Source organism: Pseudomonas sp. TH37, from assembly GCF_016650735.1.
Lineage (GTDB): Bacteria > Pseudomonadota > Gammaproteobacteria > Pseudomonadales > Pseudomonadaceae > Aquipseudomonas > Aquipseudomonas farris.
Genome location: NZ_JAEKFD010000002.1, coordinates 820,488 through 846,563 on the forward strand (window position 1 = coordinate 820,488; position 26,076 = coordinate 846,563).

Sequence of the window (26,076 nt, forward strand, 5' to 3'; positions counted from 1 at the left end):
GATCAAGCCAGACTATCCGGATCCCCAAAGAACATCTGAATCCGCGACCTTAACCAACGCTCACCCGGGTCATTATCCTGCGACCCACGCCAAGCCATGTGCAATTCAAAACTACGCACCGGCAACGGCGGGTCTTCCGCGCGAACGCCACCGGCCGCGGTCAACGCTTCAGCTGTGTAATCAGGCACGGTCGCAACGATATCAGTCCCGCTGATCAGCGTACTGAGCCCATTGAACTGCGGCACCGCCAGCACCACATGCCGTTTGCGGCCGAGTTTCTCGAGCTCTTCATCTATAAAGCCGCTCAGGTCGCCCGCGAACGAAACCAAAGCATGGGGGCGCTCGCAGAAATCATCCAGGCTCAATGGCCCCGGCACCGTGTCGGCCCGCAGCAGTTTCGGCATGCTGCGGCGCAGCACTTTGCGCTTGGCGTTGGCTGGCAGATCGGCGGTGTAGCTGACGCCGATGGAAATCTCGCCCGAGGCCAGCAGGTTCGGCATCAGGATGTAGTTGGCCCGACGCACCACGAGCACGATCCCCGGCGATTCCGCGCGCAGCCGCTTGAGCAGCATCGGCAGCAGCGCGAACTCGACATCGTCCGACAAGCCGATGCGGAACACCGCGGTGCTGGTCGCCGGGTCGAATTCCGCCGCACGACTGACCGCGGTGGAAATCGAATCCAGGGCCGGCGAGAGCAGGGCGAAGATTTCCACCGCTCGGGCGGACGGCTCCATGCTGCGACCGGTACGCACGAACAGCGGGTCATCGAACAGCCCGCGCAGGCGCGAGAGCGCCGCACTGATGGCCGGCTGGCCGAGGAACAGTTTTTCCGCAGCGCGGGTCACACTGCGTTCGTGCATGAGTGTTTCGAAAACGATCAACAGGTTCAGGTCGACACGACGCAGGTCATTACGATTCATCTGGAGTCCTGGCAGATTCAGCAAACTTGACGTGAGCGGCCATATGAGAAGAATGGCCGGCATGAATCTTACGGGCAAAGGCTGGTACTCTGCACAGAGTAATTCAGTTTTTTCTGAAAGGCTGCTTCGGTTTTTACGGCATTGGATGATGTCGCCGTCGCTGCGGAATCAATGACAGGCATGTCGACTATTAATAGCCACTGATGGTCTTGGGTAGAAAGCCCAGATAGAGTTCAGGGCATTAGAGGTTACTTTGACGAGGTTTGCGATGTCCCGCACGATCCGTTTTCACAAGTTTGGTCCAGCCGAGGTGCTCAAATGCGAAGAGCATGCGGCCGCTCTGCCTACGCCGGGCGAAGTGCAGGTGCGCGTCGAAGCGATAGGCATCAGCTGGTACGACATTCTCTGGCGCCAGAACCTGGCCTCATCCCATGCTCGTCTGCCTTCAGGCCTTGGTCATGAAATGGCTGGCGTGGTCACGATGGTCGGCGACGGCGTCGATGATCTGGCCGTTGGTGACAAGGTCGCCAGCTTCCCGGCCGAGAGTCCCAATGACTACCCGGTTTACGGCGAACAGATCGTTCTGCCGCGCTCGGCGTTGACCCGCTACCCGGATGTACTTACCCCGATCGAAGCCAGCGTGCACTACACGCCGCTATTGATCGCTTATTTTGCCTACGCTGACCTGGCGCGAGTCAAACCCGGGCAATTTGCCCTGGTGACCGACGCCAGCCACTGCGCCGGTCCGTCGTTCGTACAACTGGGCAAAGCCCTCGGTGTACGAGTGATTGCAGCGACCAAAACCGCGGATGAGCGTGAGTACCTGCTGTCCTTGGGCGCCGAGAAAGTCATCGTCACCGAAGAACAGGATCTGCTGATGCAGATCAACAAGATCACCGATAACCGCGGCGTCGATGTGGTGTTCGATGGCCTTGGCGGGCCGCAGATGTCGCTGCTCGGCGATGTGCTCGCACCTCGTGGCAGCCTGGTGCTCTATGGCCTGCAAGGGGGTAACCAGACGCCATTCCCGGCCTGTGCGGCGTTCCAGAAGAACATTCAGTTCTTCGTGCACTGCATCGGTAACTTCACCGGCAAGCCGGAACTGGGCATCGTCCAGGATCAGGCCGCACTGCAACGTGCCCTGCGCGATATCAACCAATTGACCGCGGACCGTGTGCTGCTGCCGCTCAAGACCCGGGTGTTTCCGTTTTCCGAGTTTGTCGAAGCACACCGCTATATGGACGAATGCCCATGCCGCGAACGGGTCGCCCTTCAGGTCGAGCCTGCGTAAGCTGTTCCTCTGCAAGAGTCCGTGAGAGCACGGACTCCTCTGCTGGCAGTCACTCCCAAATGAGACGTCCATCGATCTGTCGGTGGGCCGGTTCAGCAACTGAACTGGTTTTTGCTCTCAATCTGTATCTTCTAATCATTATATAAGCCCTGATAATTGAATGATTAATTTCATCTCAAGGAAAGAGTCATGGCTGAGTATCAGGCTGAAACTCCTCAATGCGCGCCGGCAATATATGCTCAACAAATAATGCAGCGTCGCTCAGTTGTCTTACATTCACTGGCAACTTCTTTCTTTATTTCTTGTGCTAAGTGTCTGTGGGACGCTGTCGGAAATTTCCTAGGACCGCGCACGGGAGCACAAGACGCCCGTTCTACCGCGCGTTGCGGCGATATTGATGTGCCAGGGGTACCCGCGACATTCAATCATTTCAAATAATTACACAATGCTTAAGTGCTAGCATTTGAATAACAATATCGGCACTCCATTCATGACAAGCAACCTGTTGCGCAATACACCTCCTTGTTTGCGCGGCGTTGAACTTATGAGTCACAGGTAAATAATGATGACCGCTACCCATGATCAGGCAATGAACTATGTTTATCAGCAAATGCTGCAGCGTTTGTTGGGTTTTTTCTCTCGCGCCGAGCGCACGGCATTGCAATTGATGATTCAGCGCCTGGTGATGTCCGCAGGAGGTATGGAGCGTATCGGCGATTACAAGGTGCTGGCGATGCAGTCCGGGTCCCGCGACAGCTGCTACACCCTGGCACTATTGCGCGCCGCACAACTGAGTATCGCCGGCCGGGCGCCGGCGACGTTTCAGCTGCGAGTGGCGACCTTGCGCTTGAACGGGGCGGCCTCGACGGCCCTGGAAAACATCCATCGCAGCTGCAGTGCGTTGTTTCTCTACGACGATCCCCGGGTCGAAGTGTTGATGGTCGATAATCGTGAAGTCCTGCCGTTCAACCATCTGGCGTCGATCTCCGAAGCCGGTCGCGAGTCGAATCGGCTCAACCTGCTGATGGTCGGGCACCGCCGTGCCTGGGATGGGCCGCTTGATCTGTGGGATGACGGGTACTTGGCGACCGGCGAGTTTTACGGACAAATCGCCCGCTGGGACAAGGGTGTCGACGCTTTGATCAGCAGCGATACGCCCCGTCGGCAGAAGCAGTTTCTCGAGGGGTTGAACCGTGCAGCAGCCAAGGCCGGGCTCAAGGCCCCGGACCGTCGTGAAGCCGGCTATGAGGGCCTGTTCGCGCGGCTCGATGAATTGGGCAGCGATTGCTATAGCGAGTTTTATCCTGAGTCTGCTCAGGCGGCGTGGCGTCCCGCCGAGCGTTTTGAAGCGTGTCGCCGCACGACCTTCATCGATATTCACGACATACTGGTCAGCAACCTGGAAGAGCGCTGGCCATTGCTCACCGATTTTCTAGGGTTTCAACCCGACGAGTTGTCGGCTCAGCTCAGTGATAACGACTACGTCAGTCTGTCGATATCCGCGCATATCCGTGGCTTGCAAGCGTGCTATGTACACGGTCGCACCTACGAGACGGGCGTCAGCGAGTATGTACAGCGGGCGCTGGTGATGATGCGGCGTAAACACGTTCCAGAGCGCTTTTGCGAACAGGCCATGAAGACGTTCGGCAACCCGATGACAATGACTGACCAGCGCGCATTGGCAGCGGCTGAAGCACAAAAGAACCTCGGTCTGAGCGAGGCTCAACTGGTGTGTCTGCTGTTCGCGCCTTTTGCCGATAACGGCGCGGCGCTTGAGCATTTTCTTCGTCAGTGCCATCCCGGCATGCTCGTGGCATTGCCGGACTTGCACCGGGCGATGCAGGGCGGTCCGGCACCCGAGCAGGTTCTGCAGTGGATGGTCGATGTCAGCGGGTTGTCGGTGAGTCTGATCGGTACGCTTTACCGCATGGCCCCGGTGGTTCGGGATGAGGGCAGGGGGCTCGGCACGGAAAGCGGCGAGGAGGGTGTGCAAGCTGAAGCCGTGGAACCTGACCGTGAAACGAGCGTGGCTGGCGAATGGTCGACGGGGCGGTGAAAGTGCCAGGTTTGACGGATTCAGCAAGGATGCGTCATGACGTTCGTAGTCTGTTCGGCCGTTACCCATGAAAGGACCACGAGATACCGATTTTGCCTACCAGGCGGTGTACCGTTACCTGACTAACCTGATCAATGAGCCGGGCGGTGACGTGCAAGTGCGCCTGCCCTCATTGCGACAGTTGGCGCACCGACTGAGTGTGTCGATCTCGACCATTCAGTACGCCTTACGCTGTTGGAGAAGGAAGGGCGCGTCTATTCGGTGGCCAAGTCCGGCTACTACGCCGTACCCGTATCCTCAATAGGCATACCCGGCCGCGGCAAGGACTTGCTCGAAACGGTTTATGTCAACGCCAGACGTCCCGGCATGCTGGTGCTGAGCGCCGATGAACCGGCGTTATTACAACCCCTGGATAGCCCGTTGCTGTTGCTGGAGAGAGAACTGCTGCGCCAGTACCCACGCCAGCCACAACCGTCTTCACAACCCTGCGGCGAGCTGGAGCTGCGCACAGCCCTGGCGGCGCGCTACACCACTTCGCCGACACGTTGCTGGCATGCCGATGATGTCTATATCGGCGCCGACCTGCGGGGAGTCCTGGAAATATTGATCGCCGCTCTTGGCCTCAAAGACGCTGTGATGGTGGTCGAATCACCGTGCGACTGGGGCATTCTGCGTCTGCTCCAGGATGCGGACGTGCGGGTGATCGAGCTGCCGTTACAAGCCGATGGTGGTCTGGATCTGGAGCAGTTGAAGGAACTGCTTGAGACCGAGCAGGTGCGACTGGTGATGCTTTCATCGGGGCTGAACATGCCACGAGGCAGTGTGGCGCCTGACAGCAACAGGCAATCCGCCGCACAGCTGCTGAAGCGACATGGCAGTTGGGTACTGGAAAACGATTGCTATGGCGAGCTTGAGTTCGAGCCGAACGGCCTGCGATTTCGCGATCTGCTGGACCCGGATCGGCTGATCGTGTTTTCCACATTCGAGAAATTCATCGGGTCGGAGGCGCCCTTCGGCTATCTGCTGTCGCGACAAATGCGTGCCAGATTGCAACGGCACTTTTTGCTGCGCGCTTTCCGTTTGTCGTTGATTCGTCAGAAAGCCATTGCGCGGCTGTACAGCAACGGGCGCATCGACCAGCACCTGCTGGTATTGCGTCGACTGCTCAAGGAACGCATGGTGCAGATGACTCAGTTGCTTGAAGAGCGCCTGCCCGACGCGCTGCACTTCGTTGAGCCCCAAGGCGGGGCGACGATCTGGATCCGCTCGTTGCGCCAGGTCAATGTGCATCGAGTGTTCGAGCGTTTACTCAAGCAGCATGTGGTGATCGCGCCGGGAGAACTATTCAGCTTGCAGGGCCTGCACGGGCAGCATTTGCGCCTGAGTCACACACCTTCGGTGGTCACCACGACCTTGCCGACGCACTGGGACTGTTGGGGAATGCCTTGCGTCTGGAATCGATCGACTGAGCCGAGGCGCGAACCCTCCTCGGTACCTGACAATTGATAACGTCGCGCCAGGAGCAAACTGTCAGTAAACTCCTTTCTATTCCCGAACCACTCTCTCTCAGAGGTTTTGCATGACACTCAGTCCTTTTGCGGGCAAACCGGCACCGGCAGAACTGTTGGTCGACATCCCGCGACTGGTGACGGCCTATTACACCGGCCAGCCCGATGCAGCCATTTCTACCCAGCGCGTCGCCTTCGGCACGTCCGGACACCGAGGTAGCTCGTTCGATCTGAGTTTCAACGAATGGCACGTTCTGGCCATCAGTCAGGCGATCTGCCTGTACCGCGAAGCCCAGGGCATCGACGGTCCGCTGTTCGTCGGCATCGACACCCACGCGCTGTCCACGCCGGCCGGTGCCAGTGCCCTGGAAGTCCTGGCGGCGAACGGCGTGACGGTGATGATCGCCGAAGGCGATGAGTACACGCCGACGCCGGCCATTTCCCATGCGATTCTTTGCTACAACCGTGGGCGCACTTCGGGCCTGGCAGACGGCATCGTCATCACCCCGTCTCACAACCCGCCACAAAGCGGCGGCTACAAGTACAACCCTACCAATGGCGGTCCGGCCGATACCCACATCACCAAGTGGATCGAAGCCAAGGCCAACGAGCTGCTGGTGGCCAAACTCGCTGGCGTCAAACGCATCAGCTACGAGCAGGCGCTGAAGGCTAGCACCACCCATCGTCACGATTACCTCAACACCTATGTCGCCGACCTGGTCAACGTGATCGACTTCGACGCCATCCGCGATGCGAAGCTGCGTCTGGGTGTCGATCCGCTGGGCGGAGCAGGGGTGCGCTACTGGTCGGCGATCGCCGAGCACTATCGCCTGGACCTGGAGGTGGTGAATAAAGAGGTTGATGCGACATTCCGTTTCATGACCGTCGACTGGGACGGGCAGATCCGCATGGACCCATCGTCCAGCCACGCCATGCAAGGCCTGATCGGTCTGAAAGAGCGTTTCGACGTGGCCTTTGCCTGTGACCCGGATCACGACCGCCATGGCATCGTGACCCCGTCCGGGGGGTTGCTGGCACCCAACAACTACCTCGCGGTGTCGATCGATTACCTGTTCCAGAACCGTCCACAATGGCGCGCCGATGCGGCCGTGGGCAAAACCGTGGTCAGCAGTGGCTTGATCGATCGCGTTGCCAAGCGTCTGGGCCGTCGTCTGTACGAAGTGCCGGTCGGCTTCAAATGGTTTGCCGACGGTCTGTTCGATGGCTCCCTCGGTTTTGGCGGTGAAGAAAGTGCTGGCGCGTCGTTCCTGCGCAAGGACGGCAGTGTCTGGTGCACCGACAAAGACGGTTTGATTCCGGCATTGCTGGCCGCCGAAATGACCGCTCGCACGGGCCGTGACCCTAGCCAGGCGTATCGCGCGCTGACCGATGAGCTGGGCGAACCGTTCTCGGTGCGGGTCGATGCCAAGGCAAACCCTGAGCAGAAAGCGCTGCTGAGCAAATTGTCGCCAGACCAGGTCACCTCGACTCAACTAGCGGGTGAAACGATCCAGAGCATCCTCAGCCATGCACCGGGTAACGACCAAGCCATCGGCGGTCTGAAAGTCATGACCGAGAACGGCTGGTTCGCGGCGCGTCCGTCGGGCACTGAGGATATCTACAAGATCTATGCGGAAAGCTTTGTCAGCGACGAGCACCTGAAGCAGTTGGTGGCGGAAGCTCAGACCTTGGTGGATGGCGCGATTTCTGCGAAGTGATTGAGGGCCCCTGTGGTGAGGGGGCTTGCCCCCGTTCGGCTGCGAAGCAGTCGTAAATCAGTCACCGCGTGCATTCTGAAAGAATTGGATTGTTTGGGTTTTGGGGCTGCTTCGCAACCCAACGGGGGCAAGCCCCCTCGCCACAACGGCTATACGTAAAAAAAGGGGCGACCATTAACGGTCGCCCCTTTTTTTGTCCCGCTGTCCCCATCAAGCCAAATCCACCAACACGATTTCACTGTCCTCAATCGCGGTCACGCGCAACACCTGCTCATCGGCAACCGCGACACCGTCTCGAGCTTGTGCACGCAAGCCATTGACTTCAATGACACCTGTTGCCGGCACCAAGTAAGCGCGACGGCCGTTGTCCAGGCGGTATTCCGCCGTTTCCCCGGCTTTCAGGTTGGCCGCCACCAGACGCGCATCAGCGCGAATGTGCAGGCTTTGATCGTCGCCGGCCTTGCCGCTGGCCAGGGTCACGAAACCTTCGCGCTCGCCTTTGGGGAACGGCTTGGCGCCCCACGACGGTGCCGAACCAGCTTCGTTGGGGATGATCCAGATCTGAAATATCCGGGTCTCGGTCGCTTCCAGGTTGTACTCACTGTGAGCGATCCCGGTGCCGGCGCTCATGACCTGCACGTCGCCCGCTTCGGTGCGGCCCTTGTTGCCAAGGTTGTCCTGGTGGGTAATCGCGCCTTCACGAACGTAGGTGATGATTTCCATGTCGCGGTGCGGGTGTTGCGGGAACCCGGTACCAGGGGCAATCACGTCATCGTTCCACACCCGCAGGTTGCCCCAGTTCATGCGTTTGGGGTCGTGGTACTCGGCGAACGAAAAGTGGTGATGGGCATCCAACCAGCCATGGTGTGCGCCGCCCAGCGAGTTGAAAGGTCTGAGTTCAAGCATGATCGTCTCCTGAAAAGGTTCGTCATGGGGCAGAACGCCTGAGCCACAAACGAGAACCGGTGGTTGATGGAGAGCATCATCTATCAGGCAATCATCGATAAAAAGCGTAAAAAATGCCTCAATACAATCGAATTATCTGATATCAAATAACCTCGAAATATTCTCACCCAGCCTTCACTTCATCGTATAAGCCAATGACCTGTAAGCATTTCACTAGAACTCAACGGCAAATGCAGACACCATAGCCCTCAACAGCCTCACACTCTGGAGTCCGTCAGCGTGCCGCAACACACCCCCGATCTTCCCCCCGAACTTCGTCCCTTGGCCGAAATGCCTTTGTTCAAGCGCCTGGCCGCCCGGTTCTTTGGCCATGGCCTTACCCGGTTGCGTGCGCAACACCGTGCCTCTTGGCTGCACGGCCAAGCCGACGGTTTTCGCAGCGGTCATAGCGCCGGTGTGGAGTACGGCTATAAGGAAGGCAAACTCGAGGGGCTGGAGGAAGGTCGGCAGGTTCTGTTGATTCGCGACTCGCGCTCGACCGAGCATCGACCACCCAACGTCGATGACAATCTGTTCGACGATTGGCGCCTGCCATTGAGTGCTGAGCTGAAGAAACGCATGAAGGCCGACGTGGCGCGACTGCTGCCCGCGTATGCCCAACCGAGCGCCGCCCAATGGAAGATGATTTTCAGCGACACACCGTCGACCTCGGTGATCGCCGGGGCGGGCGCGGGCAAGTCGACCACCCTGGTGCTGCGAATTCTGCTGCTCAGCCATTACCTGGGGTTTGAGCTGAACTCGATGACCGTGGTGACCTTCACCCGCGAATCGCGCAAGGACTTCATCAACAAACTGATCGAGCTGTTTGCAGTCTGGGGCCGGGGAATCAGCCTTAAAGAAGCGCGCGATCTGGTGCGCACTTTCCATTCGCGCATCCTGCCGATGGTTCGCAGCCTGCCGGGTTTCGAGCGGCTGCAAGCCTTCGAAAACCTCAGTCACCGCGTGCAAAACGGTGATGAGGAGGTCGACAGCAACCCCTTCGACCTGCGCATCAATGACGCCCAGCGCCAGCAACTCAACGCCTGCTATCACAGCCTGCACACCCGCGATGAGCGTTTTCGCGAACTGATCAAGCCTTTGTCGCGTCATGCCTTGCAGCTCAAGGAGCTGGAGCGTGATCACCCGGACGTGCAGAAGCGCATGGCGGTGACTGAGCTCGCCGCCAAGCGCGATGAAGAGCTTTGCGACACCATCGAAGACTTGTGGTTTCGCGCCGGTGCCTGGCCGATCAAGGGCATCGAACCGAATCGTCAGACCTTCGACATCAACGGCTCGACCTTTCATTGTCACGGCTACATTCCGACGCTGGACGCCTGGGTGGTGCTGGGTTTCGACCCCCGGGAAAATCCCCAGGTCAGCCGTCAAAATGCCAAACTTTCAGTGCGCGCAGAATGGGCGGTAAAGCGCACTCTGTTTCAAGCTTTCTGTCGTAAGCCTTTGATATGGCTGGACAGTTATGAGTCTTCAAGGCGTGTTTTGGCATCGCTTGCCGGGGACGCCAGCGCCGGGCCGGGCTTCGATTACAAGGTCAAGGGCGAGCTCGGTTCTGCGCCATTGCTGGACTGTTTTGTCGCGGCAGCCGGGTTTATTGAAAACCTCGGCCTGGATGTGCCGAATGCCGTGGGCCAGATGAGTTTCGCCAAGGATGACCCGGACCGGTTCTTCTTCGAGGCGTTGAGCCTGTTCTGGCGAGCGATGGAAGATCATCTGCTGGATCAATCGCCACCGGTGATGACCTACAACCGGATGTTCGCCTTGTTCAGTGAGCATTCGCCGGAGAATCTCAAGCTGTTGAGCGATGAGCTGCTCAGGCCAATGTCGCACTTGATGATTGACGAGTTTCAGGACGTGTCGCCGCAGATCGTTTCGTGGATTCGCGCCAGCCTGGCGGAGATCCGCAGTCGCGGACCGGCCATGCATGTGGGACGCGGCGCGCAGCGTTCGTCGTTGCTTTGTGTCGGTGATGACTGGCAGTCCATCTATGGCTGGCGCGGCAGTTCGCCGACTTACTTCATGGAATTCAACAAGGAATTTCCGTCGCCGAGCACGACCAAAGTGATGCTCAGCGACAATTACCGCAGCCATCAGCACATCATCGACGCGGCGGAGCATATTGTCCGCGCGGCACCGGCGATCGCTGGCAAGAAGGCCAAGGCCAGCGGTGAACCCAAGGCACTGCTGCCGGTGAATGTGCTCGATCGGGATGACCAAGGCATGGCCCAGCGCCTGATCGAACACTATAGAAAGGGTGATTCAATCTTGATGCTTTATCGAAAAAGCAGCGATAAGTCGTTGATAGAAGAACATATTCAGTCTGTAATTAATGTAGATTCTAGCTTGCCGTACGACGCTCGGCGGCTCAAACAACTGACCTATCACAGCGCCAAAGGCCTGCAGGCTGATGCGGTATTTTTGCTGGGCGATTGCCAGCACCTGACCAGTTCTCCTTACAAGAACCAGGTCTATCGCATGGCCGGGCTCGGCAAGGCTGGCGACAGCGAAGCTTACGACAGCGCACAGAAAGACGAGATTCTGCGACTGGCCTACGTGGGCATCACCCGGGCAGTCAGCCATTGCTATTGGTATGTCGATGGCCAGGATACCTCGGCTGCGAATATGCCCAAGGCCTCCGACCGGATCGGCAAAGGCAAGGCGTTCTTCGCGGATCACCGCCAAGGAAAAGTCTCTGCCTGACCCCTGAAGCTGTTCACTGAAAATCTTGAGTCAGAAAAACCTGTGGCGAGCAAGTTCGCTCGCCACAGAGACGTTACCGACTGGCTGCGAAAAGTTGCGGGGGGCGCAATCCCGGCCTAAGGTCCAAGGCGAGGCTTTGCTTGCGACTGGCGCGCAATGATTCGCCGCAGGTCGCTGTCCATCCAATGCGGATACATGCAGCGAGGTGACGACATGCCGAACGACTCCCGTCCCGCCGTGCTCGAACTGATCGGCAATACGCCGCTGGTACGCGTCAGCCGCTTCGATACCGGCCCGTGCACATTATTTCTCAAACTCGAATCGCAGAACCCCGGTGGCTCGATCAAGGATCGCATCGGTCTGGCAATGATCGACGCCGCCGAGCGCGATGGTCGCCTGCGCCCCGGCGGCACCATTGTCGAGGCCACCGCCGGCAACACCGGTCTGGGCCTGGCCCTGGTCGGCCGGGCCAAGGGATACCGGGTGGTGTTGGTGGTGCCGGACAAGATGTCCACCGAGAAGGTCCTGCACCTCAAGGCGATGGGCGCCGAGGTGCACATCACTCGCTCCGATGTCGGCAAAGGCCATCCGGATTATTACCAGGACGTCGCTGCGCGGTTGGCGCAGGAAATTCCCGACGCCTTCTTCGCCGATCAATTCAACAACCCGGCCAACCCGCTGGCCCACGAGTGCAGCACCGCCCCGGAAATCTGGGCGCAGACTCAGCATGATGTGGATGCCATCGTTGTCGGCGTCGGCTCGGCCGGCACGTTGACGGGGCTGACCCGTTTCTTTCAGCGCGTACAACCGAATCTGGAAATGGTGCTGGCCGACCCGGTCGGCTCGGTGATGGCCGAATACAGCCGCAGCGGCACCTTGGGTACGCCCGGTTCCTGGGCGGTGGAGGGCATTGGCGAAGACTTCATTCCGTCGATTGCCGATCTGTCCAGCGTGCGTAAGGCCTATTCGATCAGCGACGAGGAAAGCTTCGATCATGCCCGCCAACTGCTGCGCGCCGAAGGTATTCTCGGCGGCTCTTCGACCGGCACATTGCTGGCGGCGGCACTGCGTTACTGCCGCGAACAAACCGAGCCGAAGCGGGTGGTCAGTTTCGTCTGCGACACCGGCACCCGCTACCTGTCGAAGGTCTACAACGACCAGTGGATGAACGATCAGGGGCTGCTTGCGCGCAAGCGCTACGGTGATTTGCGAGACCTGATCGCGCGGCGCTTCGAGGATGGCCGGGTGGTCAGCGTGGGCCCGGACGACACGCTGCTCACTGCTTTCCAGCGCATGCGCCTGGCGGATGTGTCGCAACTGCCGGTGCTGGTGGACGGGCAGCGGCTGGTCGGCGTGATCGACGAATCCGATATCCTGCTTGGCGTGCACGAAGACGCTTCACACTTCCGTATGCCGGTGAGCAGTGCGATGACCGACAAGCTGGAAATCCTGCCGCCCGGCGCCAGTCTGGCCGAACTGGAGGCGAAGCTCGACCGTGGATTGGTGGCGATGATCGCCGACGACTCGGGTTTCCATGGGCTGATTACCCGCGTCGACATGCTCAATTACCTGCGGAGATCCCTTGCATGAGTCAGCACGATGAAACCGCCAAGCCACGTGCCTTCGCCACCCGTGTGATCCATGCCGGGCAGACGCCGGACCCGTCCACCGGGGCGCTGATGCCGCCGATTTACGCCAACTCCACCTATCTGCAACAGAGCCCGGGTGTGCATAAGGGTTTCGACTACGGGCGTTCGCACAACCCGACGCGCTTTGCGCTGGAGCGTTGTGTGGCGGACCTCGAGGGCGGTACTCGGGCCTTCGCCTTCGCTTCCGGGCTGGCGGCGATCGCCAATGTGCTCGAGTTGCTCGATGCGGGCGCACACATCGTTTCCGGCAATGACTTGTACGGCGGTACATTCCGGCTGTTCGACAAGGTACGCCAGCGCAGTGCCGGGCATCGTTTCAGTTTCATCGATCTGACTGATCTGGCGGCATTCGAAGCGGCGCTTCAGGATGACACGCGGATGGTCTGGGTCGAGACGCCGAGCAATCCTTTGCTGAGTCTCACTGACCTCGCCGCCGTCGCGCGCACCTGTCGCGAGCGAGGCATCATTTGTGTGGCCGACAACACTTTCGCCAGCCCGTGGATACAGCGTCCGCTGGAGTTGGGTTTCGACATCGTGTTGCACTCGACGACCAAGTACCTGAACGGCCACTCCGACGTGATTGGCGGCATCGCGGTGGTCGGGCAAAACGCTGAGCTGGCCGAGCGCTTGGGTTTCTTGCAGAACGCAGTGGGGGCTATCGCTGGGCCATTCGACGCTTTTCTCACGTTGCGCGGCGTGAAGACCCTGGCGCTACGCATGGAACGCCACTGCAGCAATGCGCTGGAGCTGGCGCAATGGCTGGAGCGTCAGCCGCAGGTGGCGCGCGTTTACTATCCGGGCCTGCCATCGCATCCGCAGCATGCACTGGCGCGGCGGCAAATGCGTGGGTTCGGCGGGATGATTTCCCTCGACTTGAACTGCGACCTGGCTGGCGCCAAGCGCTTCCTCGAGAGTGTGCGGATCTTCGCCCTGGCCGAGAGCCTGGGCGGGGTGGAAAGCCTGATTGAGCATCCTGCGATCATGACCCATGCCAGCATCCCCGCCGAAACCCGGGCACAACTCGGCATTGGCGATGCGCTGGTGCGTTTGTCAGTGGGGGTCGAGGATGTCGAAGACCTGCGTGCCGATCTGGCACAGGCGCTGATGCAGATCAGTTAAACGTTTAAGCCGCGACGCAGACTTTGTAGCAGCTGCCGAGCCTGCGAGGCTGCGTTCGGCTGCGCAGCAGTCGTGAGTCCGGCTGATGCGGTCTGTCTGACATACCGTAATTGCTGATTTTACGACGGCTTCGCCGCCGAACGCAGCCTCGCAGGCTCGGCAGCTGCTACATCAGGCATAACTCCTGAGGGCCTGCGGTGGAATGAACGTCTCCAGCTCATCTTCAACAGCTTCGATAATTCGTTCTACATCTGCTGCATTCATGACCGTTGCGCAAGGAATGCCGGCAATGGCGATCATGGTTTCGCCACTGGCGCGGTCGAACAGCCGGGCAACCATACTGCCCGGTGCATCCATGGTCGCTTCGAAACCCATGGGATGAAAATGCCAGCGCATCAGCTGGCAGGCATTTGGAAAAGTGACTTTGCTGAAGGAGCCTTTATTCATGTGTTGCCCACCTTATTCATCGAGCGCTTCCTTTAGCTCATGTTAGGAGGGAAGAACCTTCAATGGCTCAACCGGTGACTGTCTTTAAAAGTAGCATCCGGATGTGAAAGTCACGTGATTTTTTCAGTCCGTTTAGCGATTGGTTCATTTTTTTTTGACGCAGATCACGAGACACCGATTTTGTGGCGAAAGGCCAATATTACCGGGGCATTCCACGGGGCCATTGAAGCCTGGCGAGAACTTCGGCAAGCTCGGTTTTTTCTCATTGAGTCCTTTATGCACGCCGATGATGATGCTCCGTTGCAAACCCAGGCCACGGGCGAGACGGTCATGCGTTACCACCTGCGCTGGAAGCACCGGGATCTGGACGGCGTCATGGCGCTTTATCACCCGGACGTTCAGTACAACGATTTTTTCCAGAATCGCATGATGGGGCTGGATGAGTTGCGCGAGTATGTGCGCGACAGCATGCCCCGCGATCCGGATGAAGCCCTGGAGCATTCGGACCGTATTCGTCTGGACGACGACACGGCGTTCATTCAGTACCGCATCACCCTTCGCGGCGGCGAAGGACTGGTGTCGTTTCGGACCAGCGAGGCAATTACCGTACGTGACGGGCTGATCTGGCGGGTCAATGAATACGCCACGCTCGTACACGAACACGCGACCGGCAAACCCGCCCGCAACCAGCGCCCGGCGGTCAGTCGACTCGGGCTGTCACCGCGGCAGCTGAGTTTCATGGCCGAGGACTTGCAGCAGTACTTCCAGCGCCAACAACCGTATCTGGATCCCGAGCTTGATCTGCAACGGGTGGCGACGGAATGCGGGTACAGTCGCAATCAGATTTCCTATCTGCTGAATCAGGTGTTCGGCCAAAGCTTCTACCGTTACGTCAATCAGGCGCGGTTGCAGCATTTGCTTACCGCACTGGACGCCGCCATGCCGCCAGTGCGCATCGACGAACTGGCCTTCGCGGCTGGCTTCAATTCGTTATCGGCGTTTTACAGCTGTTTTCGCCGACACACCGGTCTGTCGCCCAAGGCGTACACCAAACAAATTTCTTTGCGTGCACGCGCGCAAGACAATCCCTGAGCCCACGCACTAGGATCGACGCCATCGAAGGTTTGAGTGGCGGAGTCTTGCATGTCGGCGTGGCGCACGATCAGTTTGTGGATGGATCAACTCGACGAGCCATTGCTGGCGCGCCCGGCGCTGGAGCAGGATCTGGATGTCGACGTGGCCATCATTGGCGCCGGGTACACCGGGCTCTGGACCGCGTATTACCTCAAGCGTCTGGCGCCGGGGCTGAATATTGCCATCGTCGAAGCAAACATCGCGGGTTTTGGTGCGTCAGGCCGTAACGGTGGCTGGTTGATGGGCAATCTGCTGGGCGAGGATCGCTTGCTTGCCGATTTACCGGCCGAACAGCGCCGCGCTTCTTTCGACCTGCTGCACGGTATCCCTGACGAAGTAGAGATCGTCATCGAACGAGAAGGCATCGACTGCGATTATCGCAAAGGCGGAGTGCTTTATTGTGCTGCGCGTTATCCAGAGCAGGAAGCCAGCCTGCGTCATTATCTGGACACGCTCTACCGCCAAGGGCTGACCGAAAGCGACTACCGCTGGCTCAGTCCCGAGCAATTGGCGCAACAGATCAGAATTGCCAAACCTTATGGCGGTATCTATGCACCGCACGTCGCGACCATTCACCCGGCAAAGTTGGTCCGAGGTCTGGCGCGTACGGTGGAGCGCATGGGGGTCAACATCTATGAGAACAGCCCGGTCTCTCAATGGCAGTCGGGCAGTCTGCGTACAGCCAAGGCTCAGGTTCGCAGCCGCTGGATCGTGCCGGCGGTAGAAGGGTATGCGGCCACATTGCCACCGTTGGACCGTTATCAATTGCCGGTCCAGAGTTTGCTGGTGGCGACCGAACCACTGTCCACCGCGATCTGGGACGAAATCGGCCTGAGCCACGGTCAGGCCTTCAGTGAAAGCAGCCGACAAGTCACCTATGGCCAGCGCACGGCGGATAACCGCTTGGTATTTGGTGCCCGTGGCGGCTATCAATTTGCTGGCAAGTTGCGCCATGACTTCGACCTGACCACCAGCGAAGTGGAGTTGCGGCGCTACCTGTTCAGCGAACTTTTTCCGCAGCTCAAGAACGTACGAATCACCCATGCCTGGGGCGGCAACCTGGGCATGTCCCGGCGGTTCAAGCCGCACATGCTCTGCGATCAGGCCAGCGGCATCGCCTTGTCCGGCGGTTATGGCGGGGAGGGCGTCGGCGCCAGCAATCTCGGCGGGCGAACCCTGGCCGACCTGATTCTTCAGCGCGATACCGAGTTGGTCCGCCAACCGTGGGTCATTCCTCAGGGCGGTCTCGACGTGCTCAAGGCCTGGGAGCCGGAGCCCTTCCGCTGGTTGGGCTACAACGCAATCATCCGCAGCTTCGTCCACGAAGACCAGACCCTGGCCAACCCGACCACCGCGCCCTGGCGTCGCAAACTGGCCAGTCGGGTCGCGGGGTTCATGGAGGGTTTCATGCACTGAACGACGACGTTCTGATGTTGCCAGTCCGTGCGCAAGACTTACGTTTTGATTTTTTGATCCATTGATTGCCTGCCAACAAAAAAAGCCCATACAGGAATCGACTCATGATCCGAAAGACACTGACGCTTGCTCCAATTGCGCTCGTCGCGACCCTCAGCCAGGCCGCCGAGACCGTGAAAATCTACAACTGGTCGGACTACATCGCGCCGGATACCACCAAGAACTTCCAGAAAGAAACCGGCATCGCCTTCAGTTATGACGTCTTCGACAGCAACGAAACCCTTGATGGCAAGCTGATGACCGGCACATCCGGCTATGACGTAGTGTTCCCGTCCAACCACTTCATGGCGCGGCAGATTCAGGGCGGGGCGCTGAAGAAACTCGACAAGAATCAGCTACCGAACTGGAAAAACCTCAATCAGGTGCTGCTCAAGACGTTGCAGGCCAACGACCCTGGCAACGAGCATGGCTTCCCGTATTTGTGGGGCAGCACTGGCATCGGCTACAACATTGCCAAGGTCAAGGCAGCGTTGGGCGACGACGCACCAGTGGATTCCTGGGACCTGATCTTCAAGCCCGAGAACATGGCAAAGCTGCAGAAGTGCGGCGTGGCGATCCTCGACAACGGCCCCGAACTGTTGCCGGCCGCGTTGAATTATTTGGGGCTGCCACATCACAGCAAGAACCCCGAGGACTACAAAAAGGCTGAAGCGCTGCTGATGAAAGTCCGGCCTTATGTCAGCTATTTCCACTCATCCAAGTACACCAGCGACCTGGCCAACGGTGACATCTGCGTGGCTGTCGGCTTCTCTGGCGACATTATCCAAGCGGAAAACCGCGCCAAGGAAGCCAAGAATGGTGTCGACATCGGCTATTCCATTCCCAAGGAAGGCGCCGCCATCTGGTTCGACATGGTCGCCATGCCCGCCGACGCCCCGGACGAGAAGGCCGGTTACGCTTTCATGAACTACCTGCTGCGCCCCGACGTCATGGCCGGCATCAGCAACTACGTGCACTACGCCAACGGCAACGAACAGGCGGATAGCCTGATCGACCCGGCCATCAAGAACGACACCAAGGTTTATCCGAGCCCGGAGATGATGGGGAAATTGTTTGCGCTGGAAGCCATGCCGTTGAATGTAGATCGGGTGCGGACGCGGGTGTGGAACAAGATTCGGACGGGTAGCTGAGCGGTCATATCTTGTAGCCAATGGCGCCAGTCGGGCTGACTGCGATGGGTTAGATTCCATGCCTTCTATCAATAGACAAGGAGGCAATGGAATGCCTGTCTGTTCGAAAGCTGGTCATCTGCGCATTGGGCGTTATTCCGAACCTGGACGCATCTACTTGTTAACAGCCGTGGTTCACGAACGGCAACCGATATTCACAGATTGGCAAATGGGAAGACTGGTTGCTCAGCAATTGCATCAGGCACAGGAGGAGCGCTGGGCGGATTTTCTGACTTGGGTGGTGATGCCAGACCATATGCACTGTTTGGTACAAATGCAGGATAAAACGCTGGCCGAGCTGATGTGCCGAATTAAATCCCGTAGCGGTCTGGCCGTTAATCAGGCGCTAGGGCGAAGCGGGCGTTTGTGGCAGAAGGGTTATCACGATCGAGCGGTCCGGCGAGAGGAGGACGTGAAAAATCTTGCTCGATATGTCGTCGCCAATCCCATTCGGGCGGGACTGGTTTCACCAGTTCATGATTATCCGCTGTGGGATGCGTGTTGGCTGTGATATTTCACGACTGCTGCGCAGCCGAACGCAGGCTGCGCCAGCTGCTACAAAACCATAGCGCACTGGAAAGCTGTAGCAGCTGCCGAAGGCTGCGTTCGGCTGCGTAGCAGTCGTGAAAATAGTCCATTCCGGAGTGATATCTATGCCGAACGCAGGCTGCGCCAGCGGCTAAAAGAAAATGTCGCATCCCGGAAACCTGTAGCAGCTGCCGAAGGCTGCGTTCGGCTGCGTAGCAGTCGTGAAAATAGACCATTCCGGAGTGATATCTATGCCGAACGCAGGCTGCGCCAGCGGCTAAAAGAAAATGTCGCATCCCGGAAACCTGTAGCAGCTGCCGAAGGCTGCGTTCGGCTGCGTAGCAGTCGTGAAAATCCCCCATCCAATAAAGTTAGAGTTGATATCAATACACTGGCACTTATATTAATAAGTCCAAAAATGATAACTCCTCTACAAAAAAACAACTTACCCATATTTAATATTTAAATATCAGATTGTCGGACAATCCGGCTAAAGCCTTAAACTAAAAACTATATTTCGACAGCGCACGCACTGTTTACTGGAGTTCGCCGGAACAGATCAATTTGACGTCAAAAAAAATGTAGACGTTTGATTTCGAATTGTGTCAGTTTTTATACGCCTTCATTGGGCGAGTGATAGGACGATCTCGCCAGAGATTGTCGTATCGGACAAAAACTGTTCCATTGCTAAACAAGGAAGTGTGTTTATGTCGAAAGTAAAAGACAACGCTATTGATCTTGCCGAACAGGCCTTTGCGCCATTGCAAGCGCTGGCTGCACCCAGTTCCGCCTACAACCAGATCGATAGTTTCAGCCATCAGTATGATCGGGGTGGCAATCTCACGGTCAATGGCAAACCCTCCTTCTCCGTCGACGAGGCTGCTACCCAGCTGCTGCGTGACGGCGCTGCCTACCAGGACAAGGACGGCAGCGGCAAAATCGAACTCACCTACACGTTCCTGACCTCGGCTTCGTCGAGCACCATGAACAAGCACGGCATCACCGGGTTCAGTCAGTTCAGCGCGCAACAGAAAGCACAGGCTGCACTTGCCATGCAGTCCTGGGCCGACGTGGCCAATGTCACCTTCACCGAGAAGTCCTCAGGTGGTGACGGTCACATGACCTTCGGTAACTACAGCGGCGGTCAGGACGGCGCGGCGGCATTCGCCTACCTGCCTGGCACCGGTGCAGGTTATGACGGTACTTCGTGGTATCTGACGGGTGGTGGTTATAACGTCAACAAGACGCCGGACCTGAACAACTACGGTCGTCAGACCCTGACCCACGAAATCGGTCACTCCCTGGGCCTGGCTCACCCTGGCGACTACAACGCCGGTGAAGGTGCGCCGACCTACAACGACGCGACTTACGGGGAAGACACTCGCGGCTACAGCGTCATGAGCTACTGGAGTGAAAGCAATACCGACCAGAACTTCAGCAAGAGTGGTGTGGAAGCCTATGCGTCCGGCCCGCTGATGGACGATATCGCCGCCATCCAGAAACTCTACGGTGCCAACACCACCACTCGTACCGGTGATACCACCTACGGCTTCAACTCCAACGCCGGTCGCGACTTCCTGAGCGCGTCTTCGTCGTCGGACAAAGTCGTGTTCTCGGTCTGGGATGCGGGCGGCAAGGACACCCTGGACTTCTCCGGCTTTACCCAAAACCAGAAGATCAACCTCAATGAGGCCTCGTTCTCCGATGTTGGCGGCATGGTGGGCAACGTGTCCATCGCCAAGGGTGTCACCGTGGAGAACGCGATTGGCGGTTCGGGTAGCGACCTGCTGATCGGTAACAGCGTGTCCAACGAGTTGAAGGGCGGTGCCGGCAACGACATCCTCTTCGGCGCGGGCGGTGCCGACAAACTGTGGGGCGGCTCGGGTTCGGACACCTTTGTGTTCGCGGCCAGCAGCGACTCCAAGCCAGGTGCCGTCGACCAGATCCTCGATTTTGTCAGTGGCCTGGACAAGATCGACCTGACCGGCATCACCAACGGCGCGGGCCTGCACTTCGTGAATTCGTTCACCGGTGCGGCAGGTGATGCGGTATTGACCACTTCGGGCGGCAATAGCCTGTTGTCGGTGGACTTCTCCGGGCACGGCATGGCTGACTTCCTGGTCAGCACCGTTGGCCAGGCGGCGTTCTCGGACATCGTGGCCTGATTCAAGGCAAAAAGGAGGGCGGCGCTTGAGGCGCCGCTCTCTGTCCCTTGAACGGTAGGTGCTATGAGTAAGGCTATAACCATGAGTAAAACGCCCTATGATTCAGAACGCTTTTACCTACAAAGCAACCGCGTGGCTGTTGGCGACGCTGATGATGTTTCTTGGAGATGTAGCCATGGCACGCAGTCTTAAATTAGCCGATCCGTCGGAACTCGTCGGGAAATGGCAGGCCACTTTGAATACCGCGCAAGACTCGCCCGAGTCCCAGGCGCTGCAGGACAAGCCGTCAAATGTTTGCTCGATCGAGCTCAAATTGAACCAGACCCTGGGTGAGGGGGCCGAGTGCCTCGGTGCCTGGCTGAACGAGTCGGCGATTGGCTGGTTCCCGGAGCCGGATGGCATTGCCGTGACCGGTAAAGAAGGCTCGAAAATTGTGTTTTTCAGCCGACAGCATGAGGGGCTTTATAAAAGCACCTTGAAGTCAGGTCTGATCATTACGCTCAAGCGCACTGCGCATTAAGTAAGTAATGCCTGACTGAATAAAAATTATAAGCAGCACATCAATAGCCGGAACTCTCTGAAGAACTCAAAGGGTTGTTATTGATGTGCAAGCGATAGCCGGCAAAAAAATGTCTCGGCCCATGTGCGGACAGTTAATTGGAACCTCGTCAAGTAAGGCGAGGAATAACACCTCAGGAAAAACCAATGAAGAAGGCGAAGAGCCCGGCCACCGCACCGTTATTCAAGGCACTGGGCGACTATAAAAATATCCTGATCAGCGTCGGATGTTTCACCGCACTGATTAATGTGCTGATGTTGGTCCCGTCGATTTATATGCTTCAGGTCTATGACCGGGTACTGTCTTCGCAAAACGAAACCACACTGGCGATGTTGTCGTTGATGGTGGTCGGGTTTTTCGCTTTTATCGGTCTGCTGGAAATAGTGCGTAGCTTCATTGTCATTCGTATCGGCAGCCAACTGGAGCGCCGTTTCAACCTGCGGGTTTATCAAGCCGCTTTCGAGCGCAACCTGTTCAAGGGTGAGGGCAACGCGGGGCAATCTTTGGGCGACCTGACCCATATTCGCCAATTCGTCACCGGCCCGGCGCTGTTTGCCTTCTTCGATGCACCGTGGTTTCCGGTCTACTTGTTCGTGATCTTTCTGTTCAACGTCTGGCTCGGCGTATTGGCCACCGCAGGCGCGGTACTGCTGATCGGGCTGGCCTGCCTCAACGAGGCGATGACCAAAAAGCCCTTGGGCGAAGCCGCAGGGTTTTCCCAGAAATCCAGCCAACTGGCCACCAGTCACCTGCATAACGCCGAAACCATTCAGGCCATGGGCATGCTCGGGGTCTTGCGCAAGCGCTGGTTTCAGGTGCACTCGCGTTTTCTCGGCTTGCAGAATCAGGCCAGCGACACCGGCGCGGTCATCAGCTCCCTGAGCAAAACCCTGCGCCTGTGCCTGCAATCCCTGGTGCTGGGGCTGGGCGCCTTGCTAGTGATCCAGGGTGACATGACCGCCGGGATGATGATCGCAGGTTCGATCCTGATGGGCCGGGTGCTGAGCCCCATCGATCAGTTGATCGCTGTATGGAAACAGTGGAGCGGCGCCAAACTCGCTTACCGCCGTCTCGACGCCTTGCTGCAAGCCTACCCGCCGACTGACGAGGCCATGGCGCTGCCGGCGCCGAAAGGTCAGATCACGTTCGAACAAGTCAGCGCCGGCCCGCCCGGGCAACGCGCAGCGACTTTGCACATGGTCAATTTCAACCTGGGTGCCGGGGAAGTGCTGGGCGTGCTCGGGGCTTCCGGCTCCGGTAAATCGACCCTGGCCCGGGTGCTGGTCGGCGTCTGGACGACGTTGGGCGGCACGGTACGCCTCGACGGCGCGGACATTCATCGCTGGAACCGCGACGACCTCGGCCCCTACATCGGTTACCTGCCTCAGGACATCGAATTGTTCAGCGGCAGCATCGCCGAAAACATCGCCCGATTCCGTGAGGCGGACCCGCAAAAAGTCGTCGAAGCCGCGCAACAGGCCGGCGTCCATGAACTGATCCTGCGCATGCCCCAGGGCTACGACACCGTGCTTGGCGAGGACGGCAGCGGTTTGTCCGGTGGCCAGAAGCAACGTGTGGCCCTGGCTCGCGCGCTGTACGGCAACCCGAGTCTGGTGGTGCTGGATGAGCCGAACTCCAACCTCGACACCGTCGGCGAAGCCGCGCTGGCCGGCGCCATCGCGCACATGAAGGCCCGGGGCACCAGCGTGATTCTGGTCACCCATCGCTCTTCGGCCCTGGCCCAGGCCGACAAGTTGCTGGTGCTCAACGAAGGTCGCTTGCAGGCCTTCGGCCCAAGCCAGGAGGTGCTCAAGGCGCTTGCCGGTAACCAGTCCAGCGCCCAGGAACAGCAACGTGAAAAACCTGCGCAAGCACCGGGCGGACTCAGCATGAGCCGGCAGTATCAGCCCACGACAAGGAATTCGGGTGTATGAGCAGCACACGCATGAACGACGACAGCGAAGCGACGATGGAACACGACTACATCGCCGAACGTCCTGAGCGCGACGCGCGCTTCTTCGCCCGCATGGGCTGGATTCTGGCGATTGTCGGCGCCGGCAGTTTCTTCACTTGGGCGAGCCTTGCGCCGCTCGATCAAGGGATTCCGGTTCAGGGGACCGTGGTGGTCTCGGGCAAGCGCAAAGCCGTGCAATCGATGAGCAGCGGTGTGGTCAGCCAGATTCTGGTGCGCGAAGGCCAAGTGGTGAAGCAGGGCCAGCCGCTGTTCCGCCTCGACCAGACCCAGGTCGCGGCCGACGTGCAATCGCTGCAGGCGCAATACCGCATGGCGTGGGCCAGCCTGGCGCGCTGGCAGAGTGAGCGGGACAACCTCAAGCAGGTGAATTTCCCCGCCGAGCTGAGCAACGATCCTGACCCGCGCCTGGCCTTGGTGCTCGAAGGCCAACGGCAATTGTTCAGCAGTCGTCGCGAAGCTTTTTCCCGTGAGCAAGCCGCCCTGCGCGCCAACATTGAAGGCGCCAGCGCGCAACTGGCCGGCATGCGCCGCGCGCGCACCGACCTGACGGCCCAGGCCAGTTCCCTGCAACAACAGTTGAGCAATCTTCAACCCTTGGCGGACAACGGCTACATCCCGCGCAACCGCTTGATGGATTACCAGCGTCAGTTGTCGCAAGTGCAGCAACAGCTGGCAGAAAACACCGGCGAAAGCGGCCGGGTGGAACAGGGCATCCTTGAATCCCGGCTGAAACTGCAACAGCACAGCGAGGAATACCAGAAGGAAGTCCGCAGCCAACTGGCTGACGCGCAGCTCAAAAGCGTGACCCTGGAAGAGCAATTGACCTCCGCCGGCTTCGACCTGCAACACAGCGAAATCATCGCCACCGCCGATGGCATCGCCGTCAATCTTGGGGTTCACACCGAAGGTGCCGTGGTACGTCAGGGCGACACCCTGCTGGAGATCGTGCCGCAAGGCACTCGCCTGGAAGTGGAAGGGCACCTGCCGATCAACCTGATCGACAAGGTCGGCACGCACTTGCCGGTGGACATTCTGTTCACCGCGTTCAACCAGAGCCGTACCCCGCGAGTCCCCGGCGAAGTCAGTCTGATCTCCGCCGACCAGATGGTCGACGAAAAAACCGGTGTGCCGTACTACGTGCTGCGCAGCAGCGTCAGTGACCAGGCCATGGAAAAACTCAACGGTCTGGTGATCAAGCCCGGCATGCCGGCAGAAATGTTCGTGCGTACCGGTGAACGTTCACTCCTCAACTATTTGTTCAAACCGCTGCTCGACCGGGCAGGCTCCGCGTTGACCGAGGAATAAGGATGTTCGGCTGTATGAATAAGCTTTCCCTGCTCGCAGCGACCCTGGCGTTGCTGACGTGCAACAGCTCGATGGCCATGGGGCCGTTCGACATTTATGAGCAAGCGTTACGCAATGATCCAGTGTTCCTCGGCGCCATCAAGGAGCGCGATGCAGGCCTTGAGAACCGTGCCATCGGCCGCGCCGGGATGCTGCCCAGGATCGGTTACAACTACAACAAGGGGCGTAACACCTCCAAGGTCACTCAAATTAATGAGGGAAGACCAGACTTCACCGAGGACCGCAACTACAGCAGTTACGGCTCGACCTTGACCCTGCAACAGCCGCTGCTCGACTACGAGGCCTACGCGGCGTATCGCAAAGGCGTGGCGCAATCGCTGTTCGCCGATGAGAGCTTTCGTGGCAAGAGCCAGGAACTGCTGGTTCGCGTACTGGAGAATTACACCAAGGCGCTGTTCGCTCAGGATCAGATCGACATCGCGCGGGCCAAGAAAAAAGCCTTCGAGCAGCAGTTTCAGCAGAACGAGCAGATGTTCCGCCAAGGGGAGGGCACGCGCACCGATATCCTCGAAGCCGAGTCACGTTACGAACTGGCGACCGCCGAGGAGATCGAGGCGCGCGATGAACAGGATGCGTCCTTGCGGGAGCTGGGCGCACTGATTGGCGTGCCGGCGATCGACATTGGCGACCTGACGCCGCTGGATCAGAACTTCCAGACCTTCACCCTGCAACCGGCCAATTACGACACCTGGCACGAGATGGCGGTGGCCAATAACCCGAACCTCGCCTCCCAGCGCCAGGCGGTGGAAGTGGCGCGTTACGAGGTCGAACGCAACCGTGCCGGCCACCTGCCAAAAGTTAGCGCCTACGCCTCGGTGCGCCAGAACGAATCGGAAAGCGGCAACACCTACAACCAGCGTTACGACACCAACACCATCGGCATCGAAGTCAACGTGCCGCTGTATGCCGGCGGCGGGGTCTCGGCCTCGACCCGTCAGGCCAGCCGCACCATGGAACAGGCCGAGTACGACCTGGACGGCAAGACCCGGGAAACCTTGATCCAGTTGCGCCGTCAGTTCAGCGCCTGCTTGTCGGGGGTCAATAAATTGCGGGCTTATCAGAAGGCATTGGTGTCGGCCGAAGCGCTGGTGGTCTCGACCAAGCAAAGCATTTTGGGCGGCGAACGGGTCAACCTCGATGCGCTGAACGCCGAACAACAACTGTTCACCACCCGCCGGGATCTGGCCCAGGCACGTTATGACTATTTGATGGCCTGGACCAAGTTGCACTACTACGCCGGCACCTTGAACGAGCAGGACCTGGCCAAGGTGGATGAGGCCTTCGGCCAGGGCCCGAACAAGGAAAATCGCACATCCCCGTAGGAGCTGCCGAAGGCT

At 58.8% G+C, this 26,076-nt stretch carries 18 protein-coding genes and 1 pseudogene; 16 read left to right on the plus strand and 3 right to left on the minus strand.

Translation table 11 applies throughout. From position 1 onward, the window contains the following. Positions 1–2: 2 nt before the first annotated feature. The gene (locus JFU11_RS08775; protein ID WP_123722835.1) at positions 3–920 is read right to left on the minus strand and encodes a LysR family transcriptional regulator; all 918 of its coding nucleotides are present in this window, start codon (positions 918–920) and stop codon (positions 3–5) included. 268 nt (positions 921–1,188) lie between these two features. Here JFU11_RS08775 and JFU11_RS08780 point away from each other — a divergent pair, with 268 nt between their 5' ends. The 4 genes and pseudogenes from JFU11_RS08780 to pgm all read left to right on the plus strand — a co-directional run bounded on the left by JFU11_RS08780 (position 1,189) and on the right by pgm (position 7,493). Beyond that, on the plus strand, positions 1,189–2,211 hold the full coding sequence (locus tag JFU11_RS08780) for a zinc-dependent alcohol dehydrogenase family protein (RefSeq protein WP_201060389.1): 1,023 nt from the start codon (positions 1,189–1,191) through the stop codon (positions 2,209–2,211). Between the two features lie 565 nt (positions 2,212–2,776). Further along, positions 2,777–4,267 (plus strand): hypothetical protein, encoded by a 1,491-nt coding sequence (locus tag JFU11_RS08785; protein WP_201060390.1) that lies wholly within the window; start codon positions 2,777–2,779, stop codon positions 4,265–4,267. Positions 4,268–4,334: 67 nt separating this feature from the next. After that, a pseudogene (locus JFU11_RS08790) lies at positions 4,335–5,736 on the plus strand (PLP-dependent aminotransferase family protein). A 110-nt stretch (positions 5,737–5,846) separates the two neighbouring features. Next, positions 5,847–7,493 carry a phosphoglucomutase (alpha-D-glucose-1,6-bisphosphate-dependent) gene (gene pgm / locus JFU11_RS08795; protein WP_201060393.1) on the plus strand — a complete coding sequence of 549 codons (1,647 nt, stop codon included), beginning with the start codon at positions 5,847–5,849 and terminating at the stop codon, positions 7,491–7,493. A gap of 210 nt (positions 7,494–7,703) precedes the next feature. On the opposite strand, the gene JFU11_RS08800 is transcribed toward pgm, so the two are convergent. Beyond that, positions 7,704–8,399 (minus strand): pirin family protein, encoded by a 696-nt coding sequence (locus JFU11_RS08800; protein WP_123722830.1) that lies wholly within the window; start codon positions 8,397–8,399, stop codon positions 7,704–7,706. Positions 8,400–8,678: 279 nt separating this feature from the next. Between JFU11_RS08800 and JFU11_RS08805 the strand changes: the two genes are divergently transcribed. From JFU11_RS08805 to JFU11_RS08815, 3 genes are all read left to right on the plus strand, one after another. Continuing rightward, positions 8,679–11,153: a UvrD-helicase domain-containing protein gene (locus tag JFU11_RS08805; protein WP_201060394.1), complete on the plus strand. Its 2,475-nt coding sequence runs from the start codon at positions 8,679–8,681 to the stop codon at positions 11,151–11,153. A gap of 213 nt (positions 11,154–11,366) precedes the next feature. Then, positions 11,367–12,743, plus strand: coding sequence for a pyridoxal-phosphate dependent enzyme (locus JFU11_RS08810; RefSeq protein ID WP_123722920.1), 1,377 nt, complete (start codon positions 11,367–11,369; stop codon positions 12,741–12,743). Beyond that, entirely contained in the window at positions 12,740–13,921 is a 1,182-nt protein-coding gene (locus JFU11_RS08815) for a cystathionine gamma-synthase (RefSeq protein ID WP_123722828.1), read from the plus strand. The genes JFU11_RS08810 and JFU11_RS08815 overlap by 4 nt, the downstream gene beginning before the upstream one ends. 171 nt (positions 13,922–14,092) lie before the next feature. Here JFU11_RS08815 and JFU11_RS08820 read toward each other — a convergent pair whose 3' ends face one another. Further along, positions 14,093–14,368, minus strand: coding sequence for a DUF1652 domain-containing protein (locus JFU11_RS08820; RefSeq protein ID WP_095631396.1), 276 nt, complete (start codon positions 14,366–14,368; stop codon positions 14,093–14,095). A 276-nt stretch (positions 14,369–14,644) separates the two neighbouring features. On the opposite strand from JFU11_RS08820, the gene JFU11_RS08825 reads away from it, so the two are divergent. The 9 genes from JFU11_RS08825 (at position 14,645) to JFU11_RS08865 (ending at position 26,061) form a co-directional block, all read left to right on the plus strand. After that, positions 14,645–15,460: a helix-turn-helix domain-containing protein gene (locus JFU11_RS08825; protein ID WP_201060395.1), complete on the plus strand. Its 816-nt coding sequence runs from the start codon at positions 14,645–14,647 to the stop codon at positions 15,458–15,460. A gap of 51 nt (positions 15,461–15,511) precedes the next feature. Then, a complete protein-coding gene (locus tag JFU11_RS08830) occupies positions 15,512–16,918 on the plus strand; it encodes an FAD-dependent oxidoreductase (protein WP_201060396.1) in 1,407 nt (468 codons plus the stop codon). A 104-nt stretch (positions 16,919–17,022) separates the two neighbouring features. Further along, positions 17,023–18,108: a polyamine ABC transporter substrate-binding protein gene (locus tag JFU11_RS08835; protein WP_201060397.1), complete on the plus strand. Its 1,086-nt coding sequence runs from the start codon at positions 17,023–17,025 to the stop codon at positions 18,106–18,108. Between the two features lie 91 nt (positions 18,109–18,199). After that, positions 18,200–18,658, plus strand: coding sequence for a transposase (locus JFU11_RS08840; protein WP_201060398.1), 459 nt, complete (start codon positions 18,200–18,202; stop codon positions 18,656–18,658). 724 nt (positions 18,659–19,382) lie between these two features. Further along, positions 19,383–20,840, plus strand: coding sequence for a serralysin family metalloprotease (locus tag JFU11_RS08845; RefSeq protein WP_123722823.1), 1,458 nt, complete (start codon positions 19,383–19,385; stop codon positions 20,838–20,840). Positions 20,841–20,937: 97 nt separating this feature from the next. Next, complete coding sequence (locus JFU11_RS08850; RefSeq protein WP_201060399.1) at positions 20,938–21,360, plus strand: AprI/Inh family metalloprotease inhibitor; 423 nt, start codon at positions 20,938–20,940, stop codon at positions 21,358–21,360. 185 nt (positions 21,361–21,545) lie between these two features. Continuing rightward, a complete protein-coding gene (locus JFU11_RS08855; RefSeq protein ID WP_123722821.1) occupies positions 21,546–23,333 on the plus strand; it encodes a type I secretion system permease/ATPase in 1,788 nt (595 codons plus the stop codon). Further along, on the plus strand, positions 23,330–24,679 hold the full coding sequence (locus JFU11_RS08860) for an HlyD family type I secretion periplasmic adaptor subunit (RefSeq protein ID WP_007902362.1): 1,350 nt from the start codon (positions 23,330–23,332) through the stop codon (positions 24,677–24,679). The genes JFU11_RS08855 and JFU11_RS08860 overlap by 4 nt, the downstream gene beginning before the upstream one ends. 2 nt (positions 24,680–24,681) lie before the next feature. After that, positions 24,682–26,061, plus strand: a complete 1,380-nt coding sequence (locus tag JFU11_RS08865; protein ID WP_201121255.1) for a TolC family outer membrane protein — start codon at positions 24,682–24,684, stop codon at positions 26,059–26,061. Positions 26,062–26,076 lie beyond the last annotated feature (15 nt).